Here is a 25,890-nt window from a genome sequence, read left to right as displayed (position 1 = left end):
GACAAAGCCTGTCCCTGGCGGACTGTCGACAGCGGCAGTTATCTTGCTCAATCACGCTGTCCGCCAGGAACGCCACCGCCCCGCACGCAGCGGTGCCTCTGACCGTCCCTGAGACCGGCGTGTCAATGCAGTCCAGACGTCGCGCCCGCCTGTGGCTTAACGCCACACTTTCCTTGCCCCACGCCCGTTTGCCCCACACGGGTGAGCCAGCCTCCTGCCTCAATACAGACGTGAGAACCCCTGGCGTCAGCGCGAGTCCGTCTCAGTCAGCGTTGCCCTGACATGCGGCAGGCTCTGCGGGTAGTTCTGCTGAATAAATTCGATCATTTTTTCCCGCACGTAGCAGCGCAAATCCCAGGCGGTGGGCGAATTTTGTGCCGTCATTAATAATCTGATTGTCATGGTTTTTTCAGAGGTGTCGGTGACCTGTAGCACCTGGGTTTGCTGATCCCAGAGTTTGGTTTCACTGAGCACTTTCTCGAAATGCTGACGCAGCGGCTCAAGCGGCAGGGAGTAATCCACATACAGAAACACCGAGCCCAGGATTTGCGCGTTGTTGCGCGTCCAGTTCTGGAAGGCGTTTTCCGTGAAATAGGTAATCGGCAGCACCAGCCGACGGAGATCCCAGATACGCACGACCACATACGTCAGATTGATCTCCTCTATCCAGCCCCACTCTTTTTCCACCACAACAGCGTCATCAATTTTGATCGGCTGGGTAAAGGCAATCTGAATACCGGCAAACAGGTTAACCAGCGACTTTTGCAGCGCAAAACCGATGATGATGCCTGCGACGCCCGCACCGGCCAGGATGGTCGTGCCGAATTTACGCACGCCGGGAAAGCTGAGCAAGATCATCGACAGACTCAGCGAGACCAGGATCACGATGGCCACTTTTTTCACATAAATTAACTGCGTGCGAATCTTACGGGCACGCAGATTGTTCGACAGATTGATATCGTAGCGAATGAAAAGCATATCCTGCGCCACATTGGTCAACCGAATCAAAATGGAACAAATCGATAAAATGATAAAGATATTGGCGGTGGAGGTGATAAACGCCACGGTTTCAGGACGCAGATCGATGTAGTTAATGCCGATATTGATCAACACCAAGGGGATAAACAGAAACAGCGAACCGCGCAGGTGCTTTTCCAGTGATTTGAACAGTTTTCGGTCCCGGTTCTGCCAGAAGCGGATGAACCTGAGAAAAATAAACCGGGCCAGAAAGCCCACGATAAATGAAAGCGTGACGAGCAATACAGCAGGTATCCATGTTGGCGCACCCGATAACTCCCCAATAAGTAATGGCATCATTTCCCCTTATAGTCCGTCAGCAACCTGAGTTGTCGGATAAGTCACTAAAATCAGTAACCGTTGTGTTCCCGGTTATCTACGAATGAAGTCATTGCGCACATTAGTTTATGAAATTTTTTAACAATTGACTGACCTGTCGGTAAAAAAGCCCTGCCAGCATGCATATGGCCCGAGACAGCCGAATGCAATTAACTGTTATTTATAGCATTTTTATTCTTTCGCGAAGCAGCGGATCGCCGTTCTGTGTGGGGATGTTTATGTCAGCGCAAGCCCTGACAGCCGACGGCCAGGCAGGCATACGCGACTGCCGCCGTTGACAGTACCGCGCCAGGATGCGCGGTGCGGCTGGCAAAACGGGAGAAGAAAACTGTCCCGCTGTGCCGTCGGTGTTGCGGAAAAGGCGCCGGTGGGCGGTATCGCTGAGAGGTCGCCCCCCTGCCTGACGAATGGCGCAGGCAACCCTTTAGTATGCCGGAAGAGATGGGTCTTAAAGAGAGCGAGTCCAGCCTTAGAGTCCCAGGCTGGCGAGCAAATCGTCCACGTCATCCTGCGAGGCTGACGGGCTCTCTGATGGCTGTGCAGCAGCCGGTGGACTGGCCACTTTGGCCACAGGCTGTGCGGGCACGTTATCCCTCAGCACCTGAACCAGGTGGACTTCCAGCTCGTTCAGCATTTTCGTCATGCGCTGGATAATCTGGCCCGTCAGGTCCTGGAAACCCTGAGCCATCATCACCGCCTGAAGTTGCTGACGGGTGAAACCGGTTAACTGCGGCACTGTGCCAAGCCATGTGCGCGTTTCTTCCGCCAGCGCCCGTGCCGCGCCCTCGTTTTCCGGTGTGATAGCCGTGCTGTTCCAGCGCGCCAGCAGACTTTCCGCCGTATCCTGTAGCGTTGTCTGCGCAGGCTGTGTCAGCTCCACGCAGCCCAGTACCTCACTGGCCGCATTTTCGGTCATGGTCACCACATAGCCCAGACGCGCGCGGGCATCCGGGATCCCGCCCGCGACCTCGGACAGGGTTTGATCGTAGCCCAGTTCACGTAGGCTGTTACGTAAATTACGCAGCATAAAACCTGCACGAATGATCAGTGTGCGCGTATCATCCGCAGATAAAGACAGTTTAAGTTCAGACATCGAAACGCCCTCCGTTCAGAGTTGTGATTAGATTATCGGCAGGCGCGGCCTGAAAATTAATTGCTGTGGTCATTATCTTTATGGCGCAGCGGATAAAGGACGTTGGGAGGCGGATTTACAGCGGAGACTGAGGCGCTTGTTGCACGGCCTGCCGGTTAAAACAGGCCGTACTGCTCACTATTTTTTCAGTAAGCGTGGCAGTTGATTATCCAGCTCCAGCAGGCAGGCATCCATCATCTTTTGCGTCACCTGCGTGACTTTGGCGTAATGGTTGGCCGTCCAGTCATTCAGCGGTGCGGTGACATGCGCGGGTTCACATTCCGCAACCACATAGGGACTCAGGATCGTGCCGCCTTCCGGACGTTTATAAAACAGGACCCGATACGTTAAATCGTAGTTACTGTTGCCGGACGACATATCGGTGTACACCAGCGACCATTTTGAGGCAGCAATGAACAAGGGTTGTGTGTAAGCATAACCCCCGCCATTTTTATTCAGCCATTGCTGGATTTTGACGTCGGCTTTGGGCGTGAAATACGCGGCGGTGGGTTCCGGCATGCTGTCAATATCACTGCCCTTGTAGTTATTCTTATCAAATGAACCCGTGCTGATGCCGCTCCCCAGCACGGCACTCAGTACCGCTATTCCCATTCCTGTCCCGGCTCGGGCCGGCGTGACCTGGCGCAGTTTAACATCCGCGTAGGTATTATTATTCATATCGGTAGGTGCGAAAATCGTGTTGACGGTTAGTGAACTGCCGTTCTCCGCCTTGATCAAATGCGTATTTTTATTCTCCGCACATCCCGTCAGAAAGAGTAAAGCCAGCGTGCCCGTAACGATAATTTTGTTCATCATGAATGCCATTCCCTTTATTCAGTCGCCCTAAATCGTTATTTTTTATGCGGTTATAATGATCACACTGCATTTATCTATAACGGGTATTCATGAAAAACCTTTAGGTATTTTTTATTAACCTTTTTTGACGCCCCGTAACCGGCTGTGTCGCTGCCAGCGCCAGGGAAAGACGGAAAGATAATGCAGCCTGTTGTGGCGCGGGCCCGGTTATCTGGCAGGATGCGCCTGGTCTGTCGCGCCCTGTCGTGATGTCTGTTCCCGCCTGCAACAAGGCGGTGAACAGCGTGTCACGCCCGGAGCTTACTGGCGCGGTGCCCGCAACCGTGCTGATCTGGTCAGATCCCCGCAGTGAACTGATGACGTTCGGCCTGCCGGTAAGCACGCCAGCGATCACCGCGCTGGCTATTAGCCGTTAGCCGCTGTGACCGGCATTAACTAACGCAGCGTGCGCGGGCTTGTCCTGCGCCTGGCGTGATTCGCCTACGGGTGGAAAATGGGTTACTATCCGCGCCCGCTTCCCTTTGAGGCTGCCTGATGTCTGCCCTGTTCGACGATTTTATTGCGCCGCCCTGCCATGAGGCGATCGCGATCCTCTATGAGGACGCGCACCTGCTGCTGATTAACAAACCCAGCGGGCTGCTGAGCCTGTCCGGCAGGCACCCGAAAAATCAGGACTCGGTCCATTTCCGGCTGGCAGCGCGCTTTCCCGGTTGTACCCTGGTTCACCGGCTGGATTTCGGCACCTCCGGGCTGATGGTCATTGCCCGTAATAAGGCGATCAATGCCGCCCTGTGCGCGCAGTTCAGTCAGCGAAGCGTCAGCAAAGTTTACACCGCGCTACTTTGCGGCCACGTTGAACATGATGAGGGAAGAGTGGATGCGCCGATTGCGAAGCAGTTTCCGTTGATGGCGATTTGCGCACGCACCGGCAAACCAGCGCGCTCGCGCTATCAGGTGTTGGCGCGTTTTACGTATGTCCCAGATGACGGGCCGTCTCTGCCGGTCACGCGGGTGCAGTTAAGTCCTGAAACCGGCCGCACTCACCAGCTGCGTATTCACTGTCAGTACCTGGGGCACCCTATTTTAGGCTGTGAGTGGTATGGCGGTCTGCCGCCGCACAGCGCACGGGCACCCAGACTGATGCTGCATGCCAGCGAGCTGCATTTTACCCATCCTGTCAGCGGAGACGCGATTCAGGCCCGTCATGACAGTCCGTTTTAGGGGTAAAACGCCACGCGGTTATTCTGCGCCCCCGCGACCAGGCGGAGGCGCTCTGAAGCGGCTGATGTCGCGTGGATTACCACATCAAATCGTCTGGCACTTTGAAATCGGCATAAGGATCGTCCTCTTCCTGCGCGTCCTGACTGAGTGCGCTGTTTAAGACAATGCTGTCGGGATCGCGCTGCGCGATCTTATCCGCGACGCTGGCCGGAATAATCGCGTAGTGCGGCTCGTCGCTGTTTTCTGCCATCAGACGGGCGATGGCCAGGCGACCGTTAATCAGTTGGGTCTGCACAGGTTTATCGACCATGATTTTTTTAATCAGGTTATTATCCGTGAAGTTAAAACCGATCTCACCTTTTGCCACGACGATTCTGTTCATTTCAATTAACTGCTTCACCTGCGCTTTATACTCTTTCGCCAGCACCGCTTGTTTACGCTTTTCGCTGAGCTGCCTGTCCCGCTCGATCTGCGCTTTTTTGTTTTCTTCTACGGCTTCTCGCGCTTCGCGCGCCTGCACGCGTGATTTTTTCGCGGTTCTCTGGACCTTGTCCATTTTTTTACTGGTTACCAGTCCCGCCTTTAATAACTGCTCCTGAAGAGTGAGTTTTGTCATTGTCGTCTCTGCATCGGTGAAATTAGGGTGTAGAAGTGAGCCTGAAGCGTTACCGCCCCGCCTTTTTGCGTCGGCAGACAGGCGGAAAGCGCGAGGTCAGGTGCGGATCTGCGGCGCGTGGCAGGCGGTACATCGTCATAACCGCGCTGCCGGATGGGCTGCTGGCGGCGCATGACCTCGCTCCGTGGGCATCGCCTTGTCGGCCAGGCCGTCGTCCCAGCGGGCCAGCGGCGTTATCGGGCATCAGACTTTGAGCATTTTGACGGTAGCGTCAATATCAATCTCATCTTCCGTGAAGATTAAGGTTGCGCCCTGAAAGGTCGTGATCGCCAGTTTTTTCAGGGTGCGCATCGCTTTCGTCTTTTGCGCTGATTTGGGCCGGATATTATTCATCAGTATTCCCACCGACAGCACCGTGTTTTCTTTATCAATCCCTGCATCCGCCGGGACGTCTTCACTGAAAACAACGTAAGACTTAATCGCGGTGAGTTTGATGCGCTCACCCGCAATATAAATGTATTTACTTTCCGGCAGGACTTTCACCGCAAACGCTGACAGCCCTTTATTATTCGTCGTAGGTTCGAACGTGACCGAGGCATCTTTTTTAATCAGGTCAGGATTGGCAACTTTGATGACATGAAAATAACGGTTATCGCCGTTTTCATCTTTAATAAAACCAAAGCCTTTATCATGAAACCAGGTAGTAATTGTACCGTTCATCGCCATTGTCGCCTGTTTAATCGTTTATCACCTTAATTTTTGCAGCGCGCAGTGTAAAACACAATGCCCGTACGCACTACGTTTTTGGGCATCATTACGTCCGGTCCCGCCGTTTCAGCCTGCCCCGTCAGTGAGGATCTTCCACACCACCTGGCCCGATGCCGTAAAGCGGCCACAATTGAGCAAAAACCCCTTCTTTGTCGCGGTAATAAGAAATTATGTGTTTGTGTCGCGCGATATACTTCTTTCATCCACATGAAAGAGGTTAAGCAAATGATTTTCAGGCCAAAATTTATCAGCTTTGATTGCTATGGCACGCTAATCAATTTCGAAATGGGCCCAACGGCAAAGGGCATTTATGCCGATCGGGTCAGCGAAGCGCACATGGCGACTTTCCTGGCGCATTTTCGTTTCTACCGGCTTGATGAGGTGCTGGGTGCCTGGAAACCATTTTACCAGGTGATTGAAAATGCGCTTCAGCGCGCCTGTCATGCCCATGGCGTCGCCTATCAGGAAAGCGATGCGCAGACGCTTTATGCTGCCGTGGCCAGCTGGCAACCTCATCCGCATGTGGTTGAGACGCTGACGACGATAGCACAGCATATTCCGTTAGTGATTTTATCCAATTCCATGATCGACCTGATCCCGCACAGCGTTACCCGTCTCGGCGCGCCCTTTCATGCGGTGTACACCGCCGAAGAAGCCCAGGCCTACAAGCCGCGTGCCCGGATCTTTGAGTATATGTTCGACCAACTGGGCTGCGGCCCCGAACAGATGATGCACTGTTCATCCAGTTTTCGTTATGACCTGATGACAGCGTACGATCTGGGCTTTATGGCCAGGGCGTTTATCGATCGCGGTCATGAGCCGACCATTGACGGTTACGGTGTGAACCGCCTGACCGACTTCCGCCAGCTACCCGGCCTGCTGGGCCTGTGATCTCCTCAACGGCAGGGAAACATCATGTCTGAAACTGAGACACATCAGGCTGTCGCCCTGAATACCGCCGCGCCTGCGCTGTCGTTATCTGCCGTACAGGCGTTAGTGGCAGAGCGGTACGGTATGATGGATACCGTTGTGCAGCCCCTGGCAAGCGAACGCGACCAGAACTGCTTCATTGAAACCCGGACCGGTACGCGTTTTGTCCTGAAAATCAGTAATCCCGCCGAAGCGAAGGCGATTGTCGATTTCCAGATCGCCGCGCTTGAGCATATCGCCGAGGTGGCACCGGATCTGCCCACACCGCGCGTCGTGCGCACATCAGCGGGCAAGGAATGTGACGTTGTCACGTTACCAGCAGGGAGCACCACGCTGATTCGTATGCTGAGTTGGCTGGAGGGCACTCAGGTCAGGGATACCCAACCTACCCCCGCACAGCGTCGGGCCATGGCGTGCTGTCTGGGCCGGCTGGATTTGGCGTTGCAGGGTTTTTCACATCCGGCCGCCCGCCACGATCTGCTGTGGAATGTTTCCGCCGCGCATCGCCTGATGGACAAACTGGAGGCAGTCATCGATCCGGCACGGCGTCGCCTCGCAGAAAAATTTATGATGCGCTTCAGCACCCAGGTATTGCCGCGTCTTGACTCGCTGCGGGCGCAGGTGATCCATAACGATTATCACCTGTATAACGTGCTGGTTGCGCCAGATGCACAGGAGCGTCTCACCGGCATCATTGACTTTGGCGACATGATCTATGCACCGCTGGTAGGCGAAGTGGCCACTGCTGCGGCCTTTCAGATGACCGGCTGTGACGATCCCTTCGCAGGAGTTGCGCAGTTCGTCGGTGCCTACCACAAAACCCTGCCGCTCACCGATCTGGAACAGGCTATTGTCACCGACCTGATGGCGACGCGTCATCTGATTACAGTCCTGATTACCGAATGGCGCGCGGCCCGCTATCCACATAACCGCGCTTACATCATGCGTCACAATCCTGCCGCCTGGGAGGCGCTGTCGATGCTGGCAGACCTGACCCGCGACACGGCACGTGATCGCCTGCTGGCCGAACTCTGATACGGGAGACTTCCATGAAAAGCACCACCGACCTGAATATGGTTAATGCCTATATCCCCGGACAGGCCGATATTGATCCGGTGACCGCGGCGATGATTGACCGCCGCGATGCGTTGCTGGGCCCGGCCTATCGCCTGATGTATGAACATCCTCTGCACATCGTGCGCGGTGAGGGTGCCTGGCTGTTCGATCCCGAAGGGCGCCGCTATCTGGATGTGTATAACAACGTGACCTCGCTGGGGCACTGCCATCCGGCGGTGACGGGCGCCATCTGCAATCAGGTCAAAACGCTGGCCACCAACACGCGCTATTTGCATGACACGATTCTGACCCTGGCCGAGCGCCTGCTGGCGACGGTACCTGAAACTCACCTGGCTCACCTGATGCTGACCTGCACGGGCAGTGAAGCCAACGATCTGGCCTTTCGTATTGCCAAAATCCGGACCGGTGGCACCGGAATTATTGTGACCGAAACCGCTTATCATGGCATTACGGACGCCGTCTCACAGTTCTCACCCTCGCTGGGCAAAAGCGTCGATCTGGGGCCGCATGTTCGGCTGGTCCCTGCCCCGCGCGCCTATCACGCCGACGGTGTCGATCTGAGCGAACGTTTTACCCAGGATGTGGAAATGGCCATTGCCGATCTGCAACGTCACGGCATTCAGCCTGCCGCGTTGATCGTGGATTCACTCTTTACCAGCGACGGGATCCTGCCCGGCCCGACCGGCTTCCTGCACGGCGCGGTGAACGCCATCCGGCAGGCTGGCGGCCTGTTTATCGCCGATGAAGTCCAGCCCGGCTTTGGCCGCACGGGCGAAAACATGTGGGGTTTTCAACGTCACGGACTCAGACCGGATATCGTGACGCTGGGCAAACCCATGGGCAACGGTCAGCCTGTTGCCGGTTTACTGGCCACAGCCGACGGTTTGGCGGAGTTTGGGCAGCGCTCCCGCTACTTCAATACCTTTGCCGGTAATACTGTTTCCTGCGCGGCGGCCCTGGCGGTGCTGGATACCATTGAGCGAGAGGGACTGATTGCGCATGCGCGTGAAACCGGGAACAGGCTGCTGGAAGGCATTCGCGGCCTGAGCCACCGGCACGAAGCCATCGGCGATGTCCGGGGGGCGGGCCTGTTTGTCGGCGTGGAACTGGTTTCTGATCGGCAGAGCCGCGCAGCCGACCGCTGGCTGACCAGTCAGGTGGTGAACCGGATGCGGCAAAAAGGCGTATTGTTGAGTGCCTGCGCCATGGGCCATAACGTATTGAAGATCCGTCCTCCTCTGGTGTTGACGGCCGAACAGGCGGAAATAATAATCGACGTGCTCGACCAGGCGTTGACGGACGCCACCGCAGCACGCATGGGCCATTCAACCTGAGAGAATACGCCATCTATGTCACATGCCAGGCTCCCTGACCGCACCGATATCCGGATACTTGAGCATCTGCAACGCGAGGGGCGCTGTTCGATTGTCGAACTGGCTGAGGCAATAAACCTCAGCCCCAGTCCCTGTCTGGCGCGAACCCGCCGTCTGGAGCAGAGCGGCATTATTGCCGGTTATGCCGCCCGGATTTCACTGAATAAACTGGGCTGCAATCTGGTGGTGTTCTCCGAGATCACCCTGGCGAGTCATTACCCTGCTGATTTCCTGCGGTTTGAAACCGGTGCCCGTCAGTATCGGGAGATTGTCGAGTGCTACAACATCAGCGGCGGCTACGATTATCTGTTGAAAATCATCGCCCCCAACCTTTACCGGTTTCAGGATTTAATGGCGCGGCTGCTGGACGACGAAATCGGCATTGCCAAATTCGCCAGCCGCGTGGTGCTCAGGCACCCCTGGCCGTGGCGGGAAGAACCGTTGAGCGAAATTGCCAACGGAAACTGCAGCTGGGAATAGGCAAGTAACGGGCCTGACGGGGACGGGCGTTACCTGAGACATCAACCGTTGAACCGCCTTTCCGTCTGTTTCGTTGCGGTGTGGGTCCGCGCCCTGTCCGGCCGCTTTGCGCCCCCTACCGCTGCTGTCTGGCGGCCATATCGACACAGACACGTTTTTTCCTCACCCGACGGGTTACGCCCTTTCTGAACCTGGCAGTTTACGCCTGTCACGGCTTTTAGCGGTCTCGTTCTGACGATGCGCCGCACGAGGCCATAAGACCGCCACTCAGCCGTGCTTTATTTAACAAATTATTTACTTGAGTAAATGTTACTCAAAGTGAATATTTCACCTAAAGCCTTTGTCGCATAATGCCGATACCACGACTGGCGATAGTTAACCTTACAAAATTTTATACCGATCACCTTCCGACTTTTACGTAAAACATCTTCGCATCAGCTCGCCCATCGGGCTCGTTCATGCCGGGGCCTGACACTATGGAATACATATGAACAACATCAGAATTGGAATACGGCTTGGGGCCGCCTTCGGCTTTATGGCGCTGCTGGTTATTTTTATGGTCCTGATCGGCGTGATAAAAATTAACTCACTCGGCAACGCCAATGATGAGATCTCGGGCGCGCTTTACAGCAAATCCTCTTCGTCTGCTGCGTTGCGCTATTACACCTCTGATATGAGCCGTCTGGCACGTAATGCCATTCTTCTTAAAGACGTGACGAAAAGAGAGAAAGCCATAAGTGATTACCGTGGGGAACGTCATGAAGTGGATACGCTGATCGCGCAGATGGGCAATCAGGTCAGCACGTCTCAGGGCAAAGCGATTTTTGACCAACTGAACGCCCGCTCAGCCCTGTTCCTGCCTTTTATCGATGAGGTTGTCGCGCTGGCTCAGCAGGGAAAAAGTGATGAGGCGACGCAACTGCTTTTTGGCCCCCGTTACCAGACGCAGGGTGACTTCATGGCGTCGCTGAAAGAGATGCAGACGTTTCAGGAAGCGCGCATGAAATACGCGGCCGACAAATCGGGGGAAGATCGCGCCGATGCGCTGATGATACTCATTATTGCCGGGATTGTTGCGCTGCTGTTGGCCGCCATATCCGCCGCGATTATCACCCGCAGTATTACACGTCCACTGAAAGAAGCGGTTGAGGCCGCCTATCGCGTGTCCCACGGCGATCTGAGTGGTGTCGTCGTAACCACGGGTAAAGATGAAACGGGCAAACTGTTGTCCGCCATCCGCGAAATGCAGGATTCGCTAATCAATACGGTCAGCCTGGTCAGGAAAAACGCGGAGAGTGTTGCCTCGGCCAGCACACAGATTGCTCAGGGTAATGCAGAGCTTTCACAACGTACCGAAGAACAGGCCAGCTCGCTGGAACAGACCGCCGCAACGATGACGCAGTTGGGTATGACGGTCAAAAATAACGTCGACAATGCCCGTCAGGCGGGGCAACTGGCGGTCAGTGTGCGGGAAGTGGCCAATAAAGGCAGTGACGCGACAGAGGCGATCACCGGCACCATGAAATCCATCAGCGACAGCTCCGGCCGTATCGCTGAAATTACCGCCGTTATCGACGGGATCGCTTTCCAGACCAATATCCTTGCGCTTAATGCCGCGGTGGAAGCCGCCCGTGCAGGCGAGCACGGCAAAGGCTTTGCGGTCGTCGCCAGTGAAGTGCGATCGCTGGCACAGCGCAGCGCCACCGCAGCCGGTGAAATTCGCCAGCTGATCGCGGCAAACGCCCAAAGCGTAGGCCAGGGAAATGAACTGGTCGTTCACGCGTCTGAAACCATGTCAGGCATTCTGTCTGCTGTGGGCAAACTGACAGATACGGTAGAAGAGATTACCACTGCCAGTGCCGAACAGGCGCGTGGCATTGAGCAAGTGGGCACCGCCGTGACGGAAATGGACAGCACCACACAGCAGAATGCGTCACTGGTGGAAGAATCCGCATCTGCCGCATCCAGTCTGAAAGAACAGGCCGACATGCTGTTACAGGCCGTTTCCGTGTTCAGCCTGGGTTCTCCGGCGACCACGGTGGCGACGGCCGGTGTCGCGCCCACGGTCATGTCTCCACACCAGACGAAGGCGGTTACCACGAAGGCGAACAATGCCGACGACGGCTGGACGAGCTTTTAATAACCTTACCGCGTCGGGTACCGGCGCGGCGGTTTCAAAGACAGAGCCCGGCGGCCGTGCGGGCTTATTCCCCCTGTGCCCGAGCCCTCATCGTTGATGCTCGCGTCTGAGATGACGGTAAGGTTGCCGCAGGTTCGTCGCGTCCGTCTTCCCTGCCCGACACCGACAAAAGCGGCGCCGCAGCGCCGCTTTCTCATGCACCTGCCTGACGTCAACTCAGCCGCTTCACCGGTGCATTCTGCTGCCTGTCCCACATTACGGTGAGTAACCGTTGCAGGGCGATAAAGGCAAACAGCAGGATGCCAATGGCGATTTTGGTCCACCAGGAACTGAGCGTGCCGTCGAAGTTAATCCAGGTCTGAATCAGCCCCTGAATCAGGACGCCAAATAACGTGCCGAGAAGGGTCCCTACACCACCGGACAGCAGGGTTCCCCCGATGACGACAGAGGCGATGGCATCCAGCTCAACGCCCAGCCCGGCCAGCGCATAACCCGCAGAGGTGTAGATGGAAAACACAATACCCGCCAGCGTGGCTAAGGTAGTCGACAACATGTAGATTTTGACGGTTGTGGCGCGGGTTGAAATGCCCATCAGCTGCGCCGAGGTCACATTGCCCCCGATGGCGTACACCTGATTGCCAAACCGGGTGCGGTGCGCCAGAATCATTCCGCCTACAACCACCAGCAACATGATCAGCGCCAGCAAACTGAGCCGCCCGCCGCCCGGCACTTTCCAGGCCAGGCCGGAAAGCGTGGCGTACAGCGGATGATCAATCGGAATGGAGTTTTCGGAGACCAGATAGCTGCATCCACGCAGGAAAAACATGCCCGCCAACGTAATAATAAACGCAGGGATTTTGAGTGCGTCGATTAGCCAGCCCATCATCGCACCAAACAGCGCCCCCATGCAGAGGACCAGGGCAAAGGCCACCAGCGGATTAAGGTGATAATCGCCGATGACTTTGGCCAGGAAGACGCCAGAAAACGCGATGACGGCCCCCACAGACAGATCGATGCCGCCCGACAGAATCACAAAGGTCATGCCCACCGCGATAATGCCCAGAAACGCGTTATCCGTCAGAATATTACAGATGACCCGCGTCGAGGCAAAACCGGGAAACTGGCTCAGGCAAAACAGATAGCCGAGTACAAACACCAGCAGCGTAATCATTAAAGGCAGATGACGTTTAATCATGATGCACGTCTCCGTTTAAACATCGCAATAAAGCGCGGGGATTGCAGCAGCAGTACACACATCACCACCACCGCCTTCACCACCTGATTAAGTTCCGGCGGAAAGCCCGACAGTAAAATACCGGTATTCATCGCCTGAATAATCAGTGCCCCTATCAGCGACAGCAGAATGTTAAATCGCCCGCCCATCAGCGAGGCACCGCCAATCACCACAGCCAGAATGGCGTCCAGCTCCAGCCACAGCCCCGCGTTGTTCGCATCGGCCCCGCGAATATCGGCCGCCACAATCAGCCCCGCCACCGCTGCGCAGATTCCGCTGATGGCATAGGTGGACATCACAACCAGCCAGCCATTCACGCCCGCATTACGCGCAGCGCGCAGGTTGATCCCGACGGCTTCGATAAACAACCCAAGGGCCGTTTTACGCACCAGCAGCCAGACCAGCAGCGCGACCGCAATCGTGATCCAGACCGGCACCGGCAACAGCCAGAGCGCGCCGTTGCCGAACCAGCCCAGGCTGTCGTTGTTAAACGTCACGATCTGTCCCTGCGTAATTAACTGGGCGATGCCGCGCCCGGCCACCATCAAAATCAGCGTCGCCACAAATGGCTGTATGCGTAACAACGCAACCAGAATGCCGTTCCACAGCCCGCAGGCCAGCCCGCTGGCCACCGTGACCAGAATAATAAACGGCACGCTGTGGCCCGCCACGGTCAGCGTGGCCGCCGTCGCGCCGGCAATCGCCATAACGGCACCGACCGATAAATCGATCCCACCTGTGGCAATCACTAAGGTCATGCCGACGGCCAGTAAGGCTACCGGCGCAGCCCGGTTGAGGATATCAATCGGGCTGCCAAACAGCCGGCCATCCTGTAAATGGATGGCGAAGAAATTCGTTGCAACCAGGCTGTCGACCAACAGCACCAGCAACAGCGCGATAAGTTGCGGCATGCCTGGCGGCAGCCTGAACGTGCGACGTGTCGCCCGGGTCGGGGTAACCGGTGATTCAAGCATGCTGCGTACCTCCATCAGCAATGGCGTTAACGATTGCCGCCACAGAAAGTGCCTCGAGGGGGATTTCTGCTACCTGTTTCAGATCGCGCATAATGATGACGCGATCGGCGTAGCCCACCAGTTCTTCCAGCTCCGAGGAAATGACCAGTAGCGCCAGCCCATCGGCACATAACGATTCAATTAAGCGGATAATTTCGGCATGTGCGCCCACGTCAATGCCGCGCGTGGGTTCATCCAGAATCAGGAACTGCGGTTTTGTCACCAGCCAGCGAGACAACAGCACCTTTTGCTGGTTTCCGCCCGACAACAGCTCGACGGGCTGCTCCGCATGCGGTGTGCGAATGCCCAGGCTTTTGATAAAACGCTCGGCAATCGCCTGCTGCTCGCGTTTCTTGATCGGACGCAGCCAGCCGCGCTGCGCCTGTAACGCCAGAATGATGTTCTCGCGGACAGAAGCCGCCCCGATAATTCCGTCGGTTTTTCGGTCTTCCGGACAAAAGCCCATCCCGAGACGGGAAGCCTGCGCGGGCGTTCGGATCGATTCAACCCTGCCTTTGATTTTTGCCGTGCCGCGATCGGCGCGGCGAATGCCAAACAGCACCTCTGCGGTTTCGGTCCGCCCCGAACCCAGCAAGCCTGCCAGCCCGACCACTTCACCGGGCCGGACCTGAAGCGTGAAGGGTTCGATCGTGCCCTTCTTACCATAATCTTCGAATGACACGACCGGCTGGTTGCTCTTCAGCGTACTGCCCTGACGCTGCAGCGCGGTCGCCATCAGTTCCCGGCCAATCATCAGTTTGACCAGCTCAATTTGCGGCAGCGTAGCGGTGTCGTGCGTGGCAATAAACTTGCCGTTGCGCAGAACGGTAATGCGATCGGTAATGCGGTAAACCTGGTCCAGAAAATGGGTGACGAAGATCAGGCTCATCCCGCGATGTTTTAACTCTGTCATCAGGGTGAACAGCATTTCCACTTCGCTCGCATCCAGACTGGCGGTGGGTTCATCGAGGATTAATACCTGGGCGGAGAGATCCACCGCCCGGCAGATCGAAATAATCTGCTGCATCGCGACGGAGTAATGACCAAGCGGCCGCGTGACGTCCAGTGCAAAACCGTATTTGCGCATCAGGGCATCCGCCTCGCGCACCATGCGCTTACGATCAATCATGCCGAACCGACGCGGCTCGCGCCCAATGTACAGATTATCGGCCACCGACATATTCGGCAGCATATTCACTTCCTGGTAGACCGTGCCGATACCGATTTTCTGTGCTTCAGCAGTACTGCGCGGCGAAATGGCCTGACCGTTTAACGTAATCGTGCCGCTGTCGCGGGTGTACACGCCGGTCAGCACTTTGATCAGGGTTGATTTGCCTGCGCCGTTCTCACCTAACAGCGCCATGATTTCGCCTTTGCGCAGGCTGAAAGAGACATCGTCCAGCGCTTTCACGCCGGGAAAACCTTTACTGACGCCGTTGATGGCTAAAAGAGGTGATTCATTGTGTGTCGTCATGCTGTCAACTCCGCCCTACATCAAAGAAGACCGCCCCGAAGGGCGGCCTGCGGCTTAGTAACCCATGTTCTTTTTCTTGTCTAACTCGGCCTGCGCGTCAGCAGGTAAAAAGAGTTTTGATTCGGTTCTGATAATTTTGGGTGGCAGGGTGCCGTCTTTTTTGAATTTTTCCAGCGCGTCAAAGGCCGGGCCGGCCATATCTGGCGTCAGCTCGACGTTAGCGTTGGCTTCCCCGGCCAGCATCGCTTTGTAGATATCCGGCACACCATCGATCGATCCGGTCAGAATATCTTTGCCCGGTTTCAGACCGGCTTCTTTGATCGCCTGAATGGCCCCGATGGCCATATCGTCGTTATGGGCATAAACCATGCAGATATTTTTGCCGTTGTTCTCGGCCTTGATGAAACTTTCCATGACTTCTTTCCCTTTACTGCGGGTAAAGTCGCCAGACTGAGAGCGAATCACTTTAATATTCGGGTGACCACTGATCGCTTCAGCAAAGCCTTTTTTACGATCGATGGCGACGCTCGCGCCGACCGTGCCTTGCAGCTCTACGACATTACATTTTTTATCGCCGACGGTTTTTACCAGCCAGTCACCAATCAGCTTGCCTTCCAGAACGTTATCGGCGGTGACAACGGCCTGATACAGCGAGTTATCTTTTACGACGATGGCGCGGTCCAGCAGGTATACCGGGATTTTGGCATCCTTGGCTTCTTCTAATACCGGCTCCCAGCCCGTCTGCACAACAGGCGCAATAAAAATGGCGTCCACGCCCTGCGCGATAAAGGAGCGCACGGCTTTAATCTGATTCTCTTGTTTCTGTTGACCATCGGCGATCTTTAAATTAATGCCGCGTTTTTTGGCTTCGCTTTTTGCGACATTGGTTTCAGCCGAACGCCAGCCGGATTCTGAGCCTACCTGTGAGAATCCCACTGTCATTTCCGCCGCTAACACTGAGCCACTTAATGCGGCGCTGACCATTGTCGTCAGGAGTAAACGTTTCCACATAGTTTTTCTTCCTCTGAAGGGCGTTTGCTGTACAGGGTAAAGTGCCTGTGTAGCCTGACGTAAAAAAGGGCAGATTAGGGCGACACGCCTCACAAAACTGAGCGATTTAAAGGGGTTACGTTGATTAACGGAATACTCTCAGCGCGGGCTTATGGACAAAACGCCTGTGTCTTTTTTCAACTTACGTTAAATAAATGTAATAAACAGAATCGCTTAAGTGTGACACTGCTGAAAACGATTACAGCCAGGCGTACAGAATGAGCCATCCCGTTTTCAGCCCCGGGAAAAGTCTGTTTTGTGATTTCCAGCACACACAGAAATCCCCTGTCTCCGGCATGAAACGATTCCGCTGACCGCACTGGCCTGAGGTTTATCCTGGTTATTTTGTTATCCGGCCCTGAATCGCAGTTATACACAATCGATTCGTACATAAAAGCAGATAAAAAGTGACTTGTGACTGAGAAATGATTCTTTTAGGTTGGAACTGGATGCACCGCTTTACAGCAACAGGATTATGGCGACGATCCAAAACCTGATAAAATTCACCTTTAGCGAGCTATGCCCCACGTTTGTCTGATTTTTGCTTTTTTTCATCCGCGGAACTGGACAGCGTTAAGCGGCTCCCTATACTTGGCCTTCTTTCTTATTGATTCGTTATGACAAAAATGACTGCGCACGATTACCTGTTAAAATTTCGCAAAGTGAATAACCTTGAAAGTCTTGAAAAACTGTATGACCATCTGAATTATTCGCTGTCGGACGACAAAGACATTATCAATATGTACCGGGCAGCCGACCATCGTCGTGCTGAACTCGCATCGGGTGGCCGCTTGTTCGACCTGGGCTGCATACCAAAGTCAGTCTGGCGCTACGTGGTGTAATCCCGCGCATCTCCCCTGTTCCCGCCCTCCTGTTTTCACTGTTGGTTTGCGTCTGTCTTAACATGCTATTCTGACCCGCTGACGACGTTGAAACAGGATGAACCGCAATGACGACCCCGATGACAGCCCCACGTATTGGCGGCTGGCTTTTACTGCCACTGGCATGGTTGCTGATGACGCTGCTGACCACCGCGCTGGTGATGGCCATGTATCTGACGCCACTGTTTGATGCGCAATGGCGCGAAACCTTGTTTAACCACCGTTCGCTGGTGACGGGCTATTGGGCCATTTCATTATTGACCGCCACCGCATTGTGGGCTTACAGCATGTGGGTTGTGTGGATGTTCGTTAAACGTTCGCACCGTCTGCCGCGTCACTATATCGTGTGGTTGCTGATCACCGTTTTGCTGGCGCTGAAAACCTTTGCCTTTACGCCGGTGTCTGATGCACGCGCGTTGCAGACTTTGCTACTCTCACTGGCCGCCGCCGCCGTTTTTGTTCCCTATTTCAAACGTTCCGCGCGGGTAAAAGCGACATTTACTCAGCGATAACGCTGCTGTTTTCGTCAAGAGTTTAATTCTGAGTGCGGTTGGCGGCTGACAATAATGCGATGGAGTTGTGATGCAGCGCTTTATCAATGATAATAAGCCGCTTTCTGGTATTCAGGCGAAAAAATGACCGATTATCTTCTCCTTTTTGTTGGCACAGTGCTGGTGAACAACTTCGTGTTGGTGAAGTTTCTCGGCCTTTGCCCGTTTATGGGCGTTTCCAAAAAGCTGGAAACGGCCATTGGCATGGGCCTCGCCACCACGTTTGTGATTACGCTGGCCTCCATTTGCGCGTGGCTGGTGAATCACCTCATTCTGGTTCCGCTGGACTTAGTGTATCTGCGGACCATGGCTTATATCCTGGTGATCGCGGTTGTCGTTCAGTTCACCGAAATGGTGGTGCGCAAAACCAGCCCATCGCTGTATCGCCTGCTGGGTATTTTCCTGCCGTTGATCACGACAAACTGTGCGGTACTGGGCGTCCCCCTGTTGAGCGTTAACCTCAATCACACCTTTCTTCAGGCGGCGCTGTATGGATTCAGCGCCTCGCTGGGCTTCTCGCTGGTGATGGTGTTATTTGCCGGGATGCGTGAGCGTCTGGTTCTGGCGAATGTCCCGGCCCCCTTCAAAGGGAATTCTATTGCGTTGATCACCGCGGGGCTGATGGCACTGGCCTTTATGGGCTTTACAGGTCTGGTGAAATTCTGATGAGTGCAATTTGGATAGCGGTGGCGGTACTGAGCGCCCTGAGCCTGGTCTTTGGTGCCCTGCTGGGTTACGCGTCACGCCGCTTTGAAGTCGAAGAAGATCCCATTGTTGAGCAGATTGACGCCGTGCTGCCGCAGAGCCAGTGCGGTCAGTGTGGTTACCCCGGCTGTCGCCCCTATGCTGACGCCGTGGGCAACAATGGCGAAGCCATTAACAAATGCGCGCCCGGTGGTGAGCAGACCATGCTTAAACTGGCCGCCCTGCTCAATGTTGAGCCACAACCGATCGATGGCGATGACGAGGCCAAAGCGCCCGTGCGTACCGTCGCGTGGATTGACGAAGAAAACTGTATTGGCTGCACAAAGTGCATTCAGGCCTGCCCGGTTGATGCCATCGTCGGTGCCACGCGCGCCATGCATACCGTGCTGAGCGATGTCTGCACCGGCTGCGATCTGTGTGTTGCCCCCTGTCCTACCGACTGCATTGAAATGCGTCCGGTTGCCACCACCACGGCCAACTGGAAGTGGGATCTGAATACCATTCCTGTTCGGGTGATCCCGGTAGAGAGTCATGCTTAATCTGCTTAATTTCTTTAAAAAAGAGAAGATCTGGGATTTTCAGGGCGGGATTCATCCGCCTGAAATGAAAACCCAGTCCAACGGCACGCCGCTCGCTGAATTGCCGCTGCCGCACCGGTTTATCATTCCCCTGAAGCAACATATTGGCCACGAAGGCGAAATTTGCGTTTCCCCTGGCGATAAGGTGCTGCGCGGCCAGCCGCTTACGTTTGGACAGGGCAGAATGCTGCCTGTACATGCGCCCACCTCGGGCGTCATTGACGCTATCGCTCAGCACATGACAGCGCACCCGTCTGGCCTGTCAGAGCTGTGTATTTTTCTGACGCCTGACGGTGACGATCGCTGGATGCCGCTCTCCCCGCTTCCGGACTACCGTCAGCATGAACGCAGCGCCATTCTTAAACGCATACATGATGCCGGCATCGCCGGTCTGGGCGGCGCGGGCTTCCCGACGGCCACCAAACTGAAAGGCGGCCTGCAGGGCGTCAACACGCTGATCATTAACGCGGCTGAGTGCGAACCTTACATCACCGCTGACGATCGTCTGATGCAGGACTGCGCCGCCGAGGTGCTGGAAGGATGCCGCATTCTTGCCTGGGTGCTTCAGGCGGAGCGCGTGCTGATTGGTATCGAAGATAACAAACCCGAGGCTATCGCCGCCCTGAAGCAGGCATTGGGTGGTGAGCGGGATTTACAGATCCGCGTTATCCCGACGAAATATCCGTCCGGCGGCGCTAAGCAGCTGACCAAAATACTCACCGGCATGGAAGTGCCGCATGGTGGTCGTTCTACGGATATTGGCGTGCTGATGCAAAACGTCGGTACGGCATGGGCCGTGAAGCGCGCCATTATCAATGGCGAACCGATCACCGAGCGCGTGGTGACACTCACCGGTGAAGCCATCGCGCAACCCCGGAACGTGTGGAGCCGCTTAGGGACGCCAATCAGCCACCTGTTGCACCAGGTCGGTTTTCACCCTTCACCAGGACAAATGGTCATTATGGGCGGCCCGCTGATGGGCTTTACCCTGCCGTCGCTGGATGTGCCGGTCGTGAAGATCACCAACTGTATTCTGGCCCCGTCCGGCACTGAGATGGGCAACACGCAACAGGAACAGTCCTGCATTCGTTGCTCTGCCTGTGCTGACGCCTGTCCGGCCAATCTGCTGCCACAGCAGCTGTACTGGTATAGCCAGGGGGGCGATCACGATAAAGCCCGTGCCCATCACATTGATGACTGCATTGAATGTGGTGCGTGCGCCTACGTCTGCCCGAGTCACATTCCGCTGGTGCAGTACTATCGCCAGGAAAAAGCTGAGCTGCGCGCCATCGACCTGGAAGCCAAACGCACGCTGGAAGCGAAAGCGCGTTTTGAGGCACGCCAGGCACGACTGGAGCGGGAAAAGCAGGCGCGTGAAGCACGTCATGCTGAAGCCAAACAGCGCGTAGCCCGCAGCGAAAGCGGAGAACTGGCTGCGGCAAAAGCCCGCGCCAGAGCGAAACAATCTGCTGAGAATGAAGATGCCGCTGCCGAAGCACGTCATGCGCAGGCCCGGTTACGACAGGCTGAGGTACAGGCGGAAACCCAGGCGCTGAGTCGTCAGACGACCGATCCACGCAAGGCTGCGGTTGAAGCGGCGATTGCGCGTGCCAGAGCGAAGAAACCGGTGACGCCTGACAGTGCGGACACGACTGAAACGGCGGTGGCGGATCCACGCAAAGCCGCGGTGACCGCCGCCATCGAACGTGCCAAAGCGAAGAAAGCCGCCCAGGCGGCTGACGCTGAGACGGCCGACACCGCATCCGAAGATCCGCGTAAAGCCGCGGTGACCGCCGCCGTCGAACGTGCCAAAGCGAAGAAAGCCGCCCAGGCGGCGGCTGAGGCTGCCGACACCGCATCCGACGATCCGCGCAAAGCCGCGGTAGCCGCTGCCGTCGAACGTGCCAAAGCGAAGAAAGCCGCCCAGGCGGCTGACGCTGAGACTGCCGACACCGCATCTGAAGATCCGCGCAAAGCCGCGGTGGCCGCTGCCGTCGAACGTGCCAAAGCGAAGAAAGCCGCCCAGGCGGTGGCTGACGCTGACGCTGCCGACACCGCATCCGACGATCCGCGTAAAGCCGCGGTGGCCGCTGCCGTCGAACGTGCCAAAGCGAAGAAAGCCGCCCAGGCGGTGGCTGACGCTGAGGCTGCCGACACCGCATCCGACGATCCGCGTAAAGCCGCGGTGGCCGCTGCCGTCGAACGTGCCAAAGCGAAGAAAGCCGCTCAGGCGGCGGCTGACGCTGAGGCTGCCGACACCGCATCTGAAGATCCACGTAAAGCTGCGGTAGCCGCCGCCATTGAACGTGCCAAAGCGGAGAAAGCCGCCCAGGCGGCGGCTGACGCTGAGGCTGCCGACACCGCATCTGAAGATCCACGTAAAGCTGCGGTAGCCGCCGCCATTGAACGTGCCAAAGCGAAAAAGCGCGCTGCCGCGCAGGCGCAGGCAGAAGACGCGTCCCGTGAGGCGGCTGTCGCGGCGGCCGAAGCGCACAGGGACGTTGAGCAGGCAGAGAGGGCGCAGGAGCAGGCTAATCATGCCAATGCCGAAGCCGAAGAGGCACCTGAACTCGATCACCCCGCCGATGCGCGTAAAGCCGCGATTGCGGCGGCTGTCGCCCGTGCCAAAGCGCGTAAAGCGCAATCGACATTGACACCTGAGGATTAAATGGCGTTCCGTATCGCAAGTTCACCTTATACTCATAACCGCCGCAGTACCGGCAACATCATGATGCTGGTTATCCTGGCGGCGCTGCCTGGTTTTGCCGCGCAGTGCTACTTTTTTGGCGTGGGAACCTTATTGCAGGTTGTGTTGGCCTCGCTGACAGCGTTGCTGACAGAAGCGGCTATCCTGCGCCTGCGTAACACACCGGTCGCCCCTCAGCTGGCCGACAACTCCGCCCTGCTGACGGCAATTCTGCTGGGGATCAGCATCCCGTCTCTGGCCCCCTGGTGGTTAGTGGTGGTCGGTACGGTATTTGCGATTGTTATTGCCAAACAGTTGTACGGTGGCCTGGGACAAAACCCCTTCAACCCGGCCATGGTCGGCTATGTCGTTCTTCTGATCTCATTTCCGGTTCAGATGACCAGCTGGATGCCGCCAGAAGCCTTACAGGTGATTAAACCCGGCGTGCTGGACTCGCTGAGCATGATCTTTACGGGTCATACCCTGGCGGGCGATACGTTACAGCAACTGCAGTTGGGCGTAGACGGTGTCAGCCAGGCCACACCGCTGGATACCTTTAAAACCGGCTTGCGCGCAGGCCACAGTGCAGAGCAACTGTTAGCCCAGCCCATTTACAGCGGCGTTCTGGCCGGTCTGGGCTGGCAATGGGTCAACGTGGGTTACCTGCTTGGCGGGGTATTCCTGCTGTGGAAAAACACCATTCGCTGGCATATTCCGGCCGCGATGTTGCTGTCGCTGACCGTCTGCGCCACGCTTGGTTGGTTACTGGCTCCCGCCTCGCTGAACAGTCCGCTGATTCATCTGTTTTCCGGGGCGACGATGCTGGGCGCATTTTTTATCGCCACCGATCCGGTTACCGCCTCCACCACTGACCGTGGCCGTCTGATTTATGGTGCCCTGATTGGTCTGCTGGTATGGCTCATTCGGAGTTTTGGCGGTTATCCGGACGGCGTTGCTTTCGCCGTTCTGCTGGCTAATATATGCGTACCGCTGATTGACTATTACACGCAGCCGCGCGTTTACGGTCATCAAAAGGATTAAATGATGCTGGACACCATACGCAAGAATGGCGTGACCCTGGCTCTCTTTGCCGCGATCACCACCGGCGTCACTGCTGTTGTAAATACCGTGACCAAACCCACCGTCGAGCACCAGACGCAGTTACAGCAAAAAAATCTGCTGGATCAGGTGGTGCCGACCGATATGTACGATAACCACATTCAGCAGGAATGTTACGTTGTCACTGATGCGGCACTGGGTAATGCCAGCCCTCATCATCTTTATCTGGCGCGAAAAGGCAACGAACCTGTGGCCGCCGCCCTGGAAACCACCGCACCGGATGGCTATTCTGGCGCGATTCAGATGCTGGTCGGCGCGGATTTTCACGGTAAGGTACTCGGCGTGCGGGTGATTGAGCACCATGAAACGCCGGGCCTGGGGGACAAAATCGAGTTACGGATTTCTGACTGGATAAACAGTTTTAATGGCAAAGTGGTAACCGGGCCAGATGACAAAGCGTTTGCCGTCAAAAAAGATGGCGGCGAATTCGACCAGTTTACCGGTGCCACCATTACCCCGCGCGCCGTCGTGAATGCCACCAAACGTACGGCATTGTTAATTGAATCCCTGAAAGGGAAACTCTCTTCGTTACCCGAATGTGGAGACGCCAATGAGTGAAGCGAAAAACCTGCTGGTCGGCGGGCTGTGGAAAAATAACTCGGCGCTGGTGCAGCTGCTGGGCCTGTGCCCTTTGCTGGCGGTGACCGCCACGGCCACCAATGCTCTGGGGCTGGGGCTTGCCACGACGCTGGTGCTGACCCTGACAAACAGTTTTATTTCGGCCTCACGTCGTTGGGTGCCTTCTGAGATCCGTATTCCTATCTACGTGATGATCATCGCCTCTGTCGTAAGCTGCGTGCAGATGCTGATTAACGCTTACGCCTACGGTCTGTATCAGTCACTCGGTATTTTTATTCCGCTGATCGTGACCAACTGCATCGTAGTGGGTCGGGCTGAAGCCGTGGCCTCGAAAAGCAGTATTCCCCTTGCCGCACTGGATGGCTTTGCTATCGGTATGGGCGCCACCTGTGCAATGGTGGTACTGGGATCGATCCGTGAAATCATCGGCAGCGGCACATTGTTTAACGGTGCGGATCAGTTACTGGGTCCCTGGGCTAAAGTGTTGCGTATTGACGTGATTCATTTTAACTCGCCAATGCTGCTGGCAATGCTCCCGCCGGGTGCCTTTATCGGTCTGGGCATGATGCTGGCGGGGAAATATGTGATCGATCAGAAAATGAAGCAGCGCGCAGCGCGTCGCGCAGAAGACGCGGCGCTTGATGCGCCGCAGGGCAACACGGGAAAAGCCGTGTGAACCAGACGAAACGCATTGAAATTCTCAGTCGTCTGCAGCAGGCCAACCCTCACCCTACGACCGAGCTGCAGTTCACCTCGCCGTTTGAACTGCTGATTGCGGTTCTGCTGTCGGCTCAGGCGACGGACGTGAGCGTTAACAAGGCTACTGCAAGGCTGTACCCGGTGGCGAATACACCTGCTGCGATGCTGGCGCTGGGCGTGGACGGCGTGAAGGAGTACATCAAAACGATCGGCCTGTTCAACAGTAAAGCCGAGAACGTGATTAAGACCTGCCGTATTTTACTGGACCAGCACGGCGGTCAGGTGCCTGAAGATCGCGCCGCGCTCGAAGCCTTACCTGGCGTCGGTCGTAAAACGGCTAACGTGGTACTGAATACGGCTTTTGGCTGGCCGACGATTGCGGTGGATACGCACATTTTCCGCGTCTGCAACCGGACGAATTTTGCGCCGGGTAAGAACGTCGAGCAGGTCGAAGAGAAACTGTTAAAAGTCGTGCCGAAGGCGTTTAAAGTCGACTGCCATCACTGGCTGATTCTGCACGGTCGTTACACCTGCGTGGCGCGCAAACCGCGTTGCGGGTCCTGCCTGATTGAAGATCTGTGTGAATATCCCGATAAGGTCGAATAAGCCCGGATAACAGCCTGTGACTGGTCACAGGCTGTTTTACTGTTCAGCGCTGACGCTGCGCCAGCGCCGCCCGCATCCAGGCCATCACCAGCGGCGAATCCTTATCCTGTAATGCCGCCCGTTCGGACTGGAATAAGGTGGCGACATAGAAAGGATGATCGGTCAGTTCAATGCCGCGCACATCGCCGTTCAGATCCCAGGACGTGATCCGCATGTTTTTACCCTGCAGCGCCGCACTGAAAGCCGGGTTCACGCCAAAATTGCAATGATAACCTTCATCGCTGGTCAGCGCACCGTAGGCGCTGGCCATACGCGAGCCGGGTGCAAACGTGACCTCCCCTCGCTGTTCGACCAGTGAGCAGCTTAGCGGCGCAATCACCATCCGACCGGTCTCGCTGGTTTCGGCATGACTGGCATCTTCCCAGCCCAATACGTGGCGGGCATAGTCGATAACCGCATACTGAAACCCGCCACAGGAGCCGAGAAAGGGCTTACCGTTTTCCCGTACCCAACGCAGCATGCTAAACACGCCGTCATCGTTTTTATAGGGGCTGCCGGGCACCAGCCAGACGGCATCATGCTGCGTAACGGCGGACAGATCATCTAAATCCGGGGTGGGAATCCAGTCAGGCTCAATCGGGATGGCAAGGTGCGCCGCGGCGCGCGCCAGCGCCAGGGGAATGGATTGATGCGAAACAGCGTCCGGGCGGTAGTCACCCACTAAGGCGAGACGTAAAGATAACGACATAGCAACATCCTTTTTGGGAAATAAAGAGGCTACGTGAGTGCGCGTGCGCTGTCGAGCA

General features: G+C 56.2%; 26 protein-coding genes. 16 read left to right on the top strand and 10 right to left on the bottom strand.

Annotated features, from left to right (window positions below; genetic code table 11):
* Positions 1-246: 246 nt before the first annotated feature.
* From RAC90_RS04450 to RAC90_RS04440, 3 genes are all read right to left on the bottom strand, one after another.
* Positions 247-1,314, bottom strand: coding sequence for a mechanosensitive ion channel family protein (locus tag RAC90_RS04450; protein ID WP_033741268.1), 1,068 nt, complete (start codon positions 1,312-1,314; stop codon positions 247-249).
* A 511-nt stretch (positions 1,315-1,825) separates the two neighbouring features.
* Positions 1,826-2,449, bottom strand: a complete 624-nt coding sequence (locus tag RAC90_RS04445) for a protein phosphatase CheZ (RefSeq protein ID WP_033741267.1) — start codon at positions 2,447-2,449, stop codon at positions 1,826-1,828.
* A gap of 177 nt (positions 2,450-2,626) precedes the next feature.
* Positions 2,627-3,301, bottom strand: a complete 675-nt coding sequence (locus tag RAC90_RS04440; protein ID WP_375124057.1) for a hypothetical protein — start codon at positions 3,299-3,301, stop codon at positions 2,627-2,629.
* A 287-nt stretch (positions 3,302-3,588) separates the two neighbouring features.
* Here RAC90_RS04440 and RAC90_RS04435 point away from each other — a divergent pair, with 287 nt between their 5' ends.
* Both RAC90_RS04435 and RAC90_RS04430 read left to right on the top strand, forming a co-directional pair.
* On the top strand, positions 3,589-3,720 hold the full coding sequence (locus tag RAC90_RS04435) for a hypothetical protein (protein ID WP_263758101.1): 132 nt from the start codon (positions 3,589-3,591) through the stop codon (positions 3,718-3,720).
* Between the two features lie 118 nt (positions 3,721-3,838).
* The gene (locus tag RAC90_RS04430) at positions 3,839-4,525 is read left to right on the top strand and encodes an RluA family pseudouridine synthase (protein ID WP_375124007.1); all 687 of its coding nucleotides are present in this window, start codon (positions 3,839-3,841) and stop codon (positions 4,523-4,525) included.
* Between the two features lie 76 nt (positions 4,526-4,601).
* On the opposite strand, the gene RAC90_RS04425 is transcribed toward RAC90_RS04430, so the two are convergent.
* On the bottom strand, positions 4,602-5,141 hold the full coding sequence (locus tag RAC90_RS04425; protein ID WP_054687792.1) for a DUF2058 domain-containing protein: 540 nt from the start codon (positions 5,139-5,141) through the stop codon (positions 4,602-4,604).
* 243 nt (positions 5,142-5,384) lie between these two features.
* Entirely contained in the window at positions 5,385-5,867 is a 483-nt protein-coding gene (locus RAC90_RS04420) for a cold-shock protein (protein WP_375124006.1), read from the bottom strand.
* 267 nt (positions 5,868-6,134) lie between these two features.
* On the opposite strand from RAC90_RS04420, the gene RAC90_RS04415 reads away from it, so the two are divergent.
* The 5 genes from RAC90_RS04415 to RAC90_RS04395 all read left to right on the top strand — a co-directional run bounded on the left by RAC90_RS04415 (position 6,135) and on the right by RAC90_RS04395 (position 11,909).
* Positions 6,135-6,800 (top strand): haloacid dehalogenase type II, encoded by a 666-nt coding sequence (locus tag RAC90_RS04415; RefSeq protein WP_375124005.1) that lies wholly within the window; start codon positions 6,135-6,137, stop codon positions 6,798-6,800.
* A gap of 24 nt (positions 6,801-6,824) precedes the next feature.
* A complete protein-coding gene (locus RAC90_RS04410) occupies positions 6,825-7,874 on the top strand; it encodes a phosphotransferase (protein WP_375124004.1) in 1,050 nt (349 codons plus the stop codon).
* Between the two features lie 14 nt (positions 7,875-7,888).
* Positions 7,889-9,250 carry an aspartate aminotransferase family protein gene (locus tag RAC90_RS04405; RefSeq protein ID WP_375124003.1) on the top strand — a complete coding sequence of 454 codons (1,362 nt, stop codon included), beginning with the start codon at positions 7,889-7,891 and terminating at the stop codon, positions 9,248-9,250.
* Between the two features lie 15 nt (positions 9,251-9,265).
* The gene (locus RAC90_RS04400) at positions 9,266-9,769 is read left to right on the top strand and encodes an Lrp/AsnC family transcriptional regulator (RefSeq protein WP_033741252.1); all 504 of its coding nucleotides are present in this window, start codon (positions 9,266-9,268) and stop codon (positions 9,767-9,769) included.
* Between the two features lie 487 nt (positions 9,770-10,256).
* A complete protein-coding gene (locus tag RAC90_RS04395) occupies positions 10,257-11,909 on the top strand; it encodes a methyl-accepting chemotaxis protein (RefSeq protein WP_375124002.1) in 1,653 nt (550 codons plus the stop codon).
* A 211-nt stretch (positions 11,910-12,120) separates the two neighbouring features.
* Here RAC90_RS04395 and yjfF read toward each other — a convergent pair whose 3' ends face one another.
* Genes yjfF through ytfQ form a run of 4 tightly spaced genes read right to left on the bottom strand, consistent with a single transcriptional unit; the run spans position 12,121 to position 16,641 of the window.
* Positions 12,121-13,104, bottom strand: coding sequence for a galactofuranose ABC transporter, permease protein YjfF (yjfF, locus tag RAC90_RS04390; RefSeq protein WP_058709196.1), 984 nt, complete (start codon positions 13,102-13,104; stop codon positions 12,121-12,123).
* Complete coding sequence (gene ytfT, locus RAC90_RS04385; RefSeq protein ID WP_033741250.1) at positions 13,101-14,117, bottom strand: galactofuranose ABC transporter, ATP-binding protein YtfT; 1,017 nt, start codon at positions 14,115-14,117, stop codon at positions 13,101-13,103. Before ytfT ends, yjfF begins: the two co-directional genes overlap by 4 nt.
* Entirely contained in the window at positions 14,110-15,630 is a 1,521-nt protein-coding gene (locus tag RAC90_RS04380) for a sugar ABC transporter ATP-binding protein (protein WP_367143079.1), read from the bottom strand. Before RAC90_RS04380 ends, ytfT begins: the two co-directional genes overlap by 8 nt.
* 54 nt (positions 15,631-15,684) lie before the next feature.
* The gene (gene ytfQ, locus RAC90_RS04375) at positions 15,685-16,641 is read right to left on the bottom strand and encodes a galactofuranose ABC transporter, galactofuranose-binding protein YtfQ (protein ID WP_033741249.1); all 957 of its coding nucleotides are present in this window, start codon (positions 16,639-16,641) and stop codon (positions 15,685-15,687) included.
* Positions 16,642-17,306: 665 nt separating this feature from the next.
* Between ytfQ and ydgT the strand changes: the two genes are divergently transcribed.
* From ydgT to nth, 9 genes are all read left to right on the top strand, one after another.
* Positions 17,307-17,522 (top strand): transcription modulator YdgT, encoded by a 216-nt coding sequence (gene ydgT / locus RAC90_RS04370; RefSeq protein WP_058701988.1) that lies wholly within the window; start codon positions 17,307-17,309, stop codon positions 17,520-17,522.
* Positions 17,523-17,629: 107 nt separating this feature from the next.
* A complete protein-coding gene (locus RAC90_RS04365; RefSeq protein WP_172912430.1) occupies positions 17,630-18,073 on the top strand; it encodes a DUF2569 domain-containing protein in 444 nt (147 codons plus the stop codon).
* Between the two features lie 123 nt (positions 18,074-18,196).
* Positions 18,197-18,778: an electron transport complex subunit RsxA gene (rsxA, locus tag RAC90_RS04360; RefSeq protein ID WP_013025663.1), complete on the top strand. Its 582-nt coding sequence runs from the start codon at positions 18,197-18,199 to the stop codon at positions 18,776-18,778.
* Positions 18,778-19,356 carry an electron transport complex subunit RsxB gene (rsxB, locus tag RAC90_RS04355; protein ID WP_033741239.1) on the top strand — a complete coding sequence of 193 codons (579 nt, stop codon included), beginning with the start codon at positions 18,778-18,780 and terminating at the stop codon, positions 19,354-19,356. The genes rsxA and rsxB overlap by 1 nt, the downstream gene beginning before the upstream one ends.
* Positions 19,349-22,063 (top strand): electron transport complex subunit RsxC, encoded by a 2,715-nt coding sequence (gene rsxC / locus RAC90_RS04350; protein ID WP_375124001.1) that lies wholly within the window; start codon positions 19,349-19,351, stop codon positions 22,061-22,063. The genes rsxB and rsxC overlap by 8 nt, the downstream gene beginning before the upstream one ends.
* The gene (gene rsxD, locus RAC90_RS04345) at positions 22,064-23,122 is read left to right on the top strand and encodes an electron transport complex subunit RsxD (RefSeq protein WP_006119020.1); all 1,059 of its coding nucleotides are present in this window, start codon (positions 22,064-22,066) and stop codon (positions 23,120-23,122) included.
* Between the two features lie 3 nt (positions 23,123-23,125).
* Positions 23,126-23,758 (top strand): electron transport complex subunit RsxG, encoded by a 633-nt coding sequence (gene rsxG, locus RAC90_RS04340; RefSeq protein WP_283788898.1) that lies wholly within the window; start codon positions 23,126-23,128, stop codon positions 23,756-23,758.
* Entirely contained in the window at positions 23,751-24,455 is a 705-nt protein-coding gene (locus RAC90_RS04335; protein ID WP_054633871.1) for an electron transport complex subunit E, read from the top strand. Before rsxG ends, RAC90_RS04335 begins: the two co-directional genes overlap by 8 nt.
* Entirely contained in the window at positions 24,452-25,084 is a 633-nt protein-coding gene (gene nth / locus RAC90_RS04330) for an endonuclease III (RefSeq protein WP_283786873.1), read from the top strand. Before RAC90_RS04335 ends, nth begins: the two co-directional genes overlap by 4 nt.
* A gap of 43 nt (positions 25,085-25,127) precedes the next feature.
* Here the strand turns inward: nth and RAC90_RS04325 are convergent, their stop codons facing one another.
* Positions 25,128-25,832: a CTP synthase gene (locus RAC90_RS04325; protein WP_006119016.1), complete on the bottom strand. Its 705-nt coding sequence runs from the start codon at positions 25,830-25,832 to the stop codon at positions 25,128-25,130.
* Positions 25,833-25,890 lie beyond the last annotated feature (58 nt).

Source organism: Pantoea sp. CS_6 (assembly GCF_041954745.1).
Taxonomy (GTDB): domain Bacteria; phylum Pseudomonadota; class Gammaproteobacteria; order Enterobacterales; family Enterobacteriaceae; genus Pantoea; species Pantoea stewartii.
The sequence above is the reverse complement of the archived record's forward strand: the minus strand, read 5'-3'. Positions and strand labels throughout refer to the sequence as shown.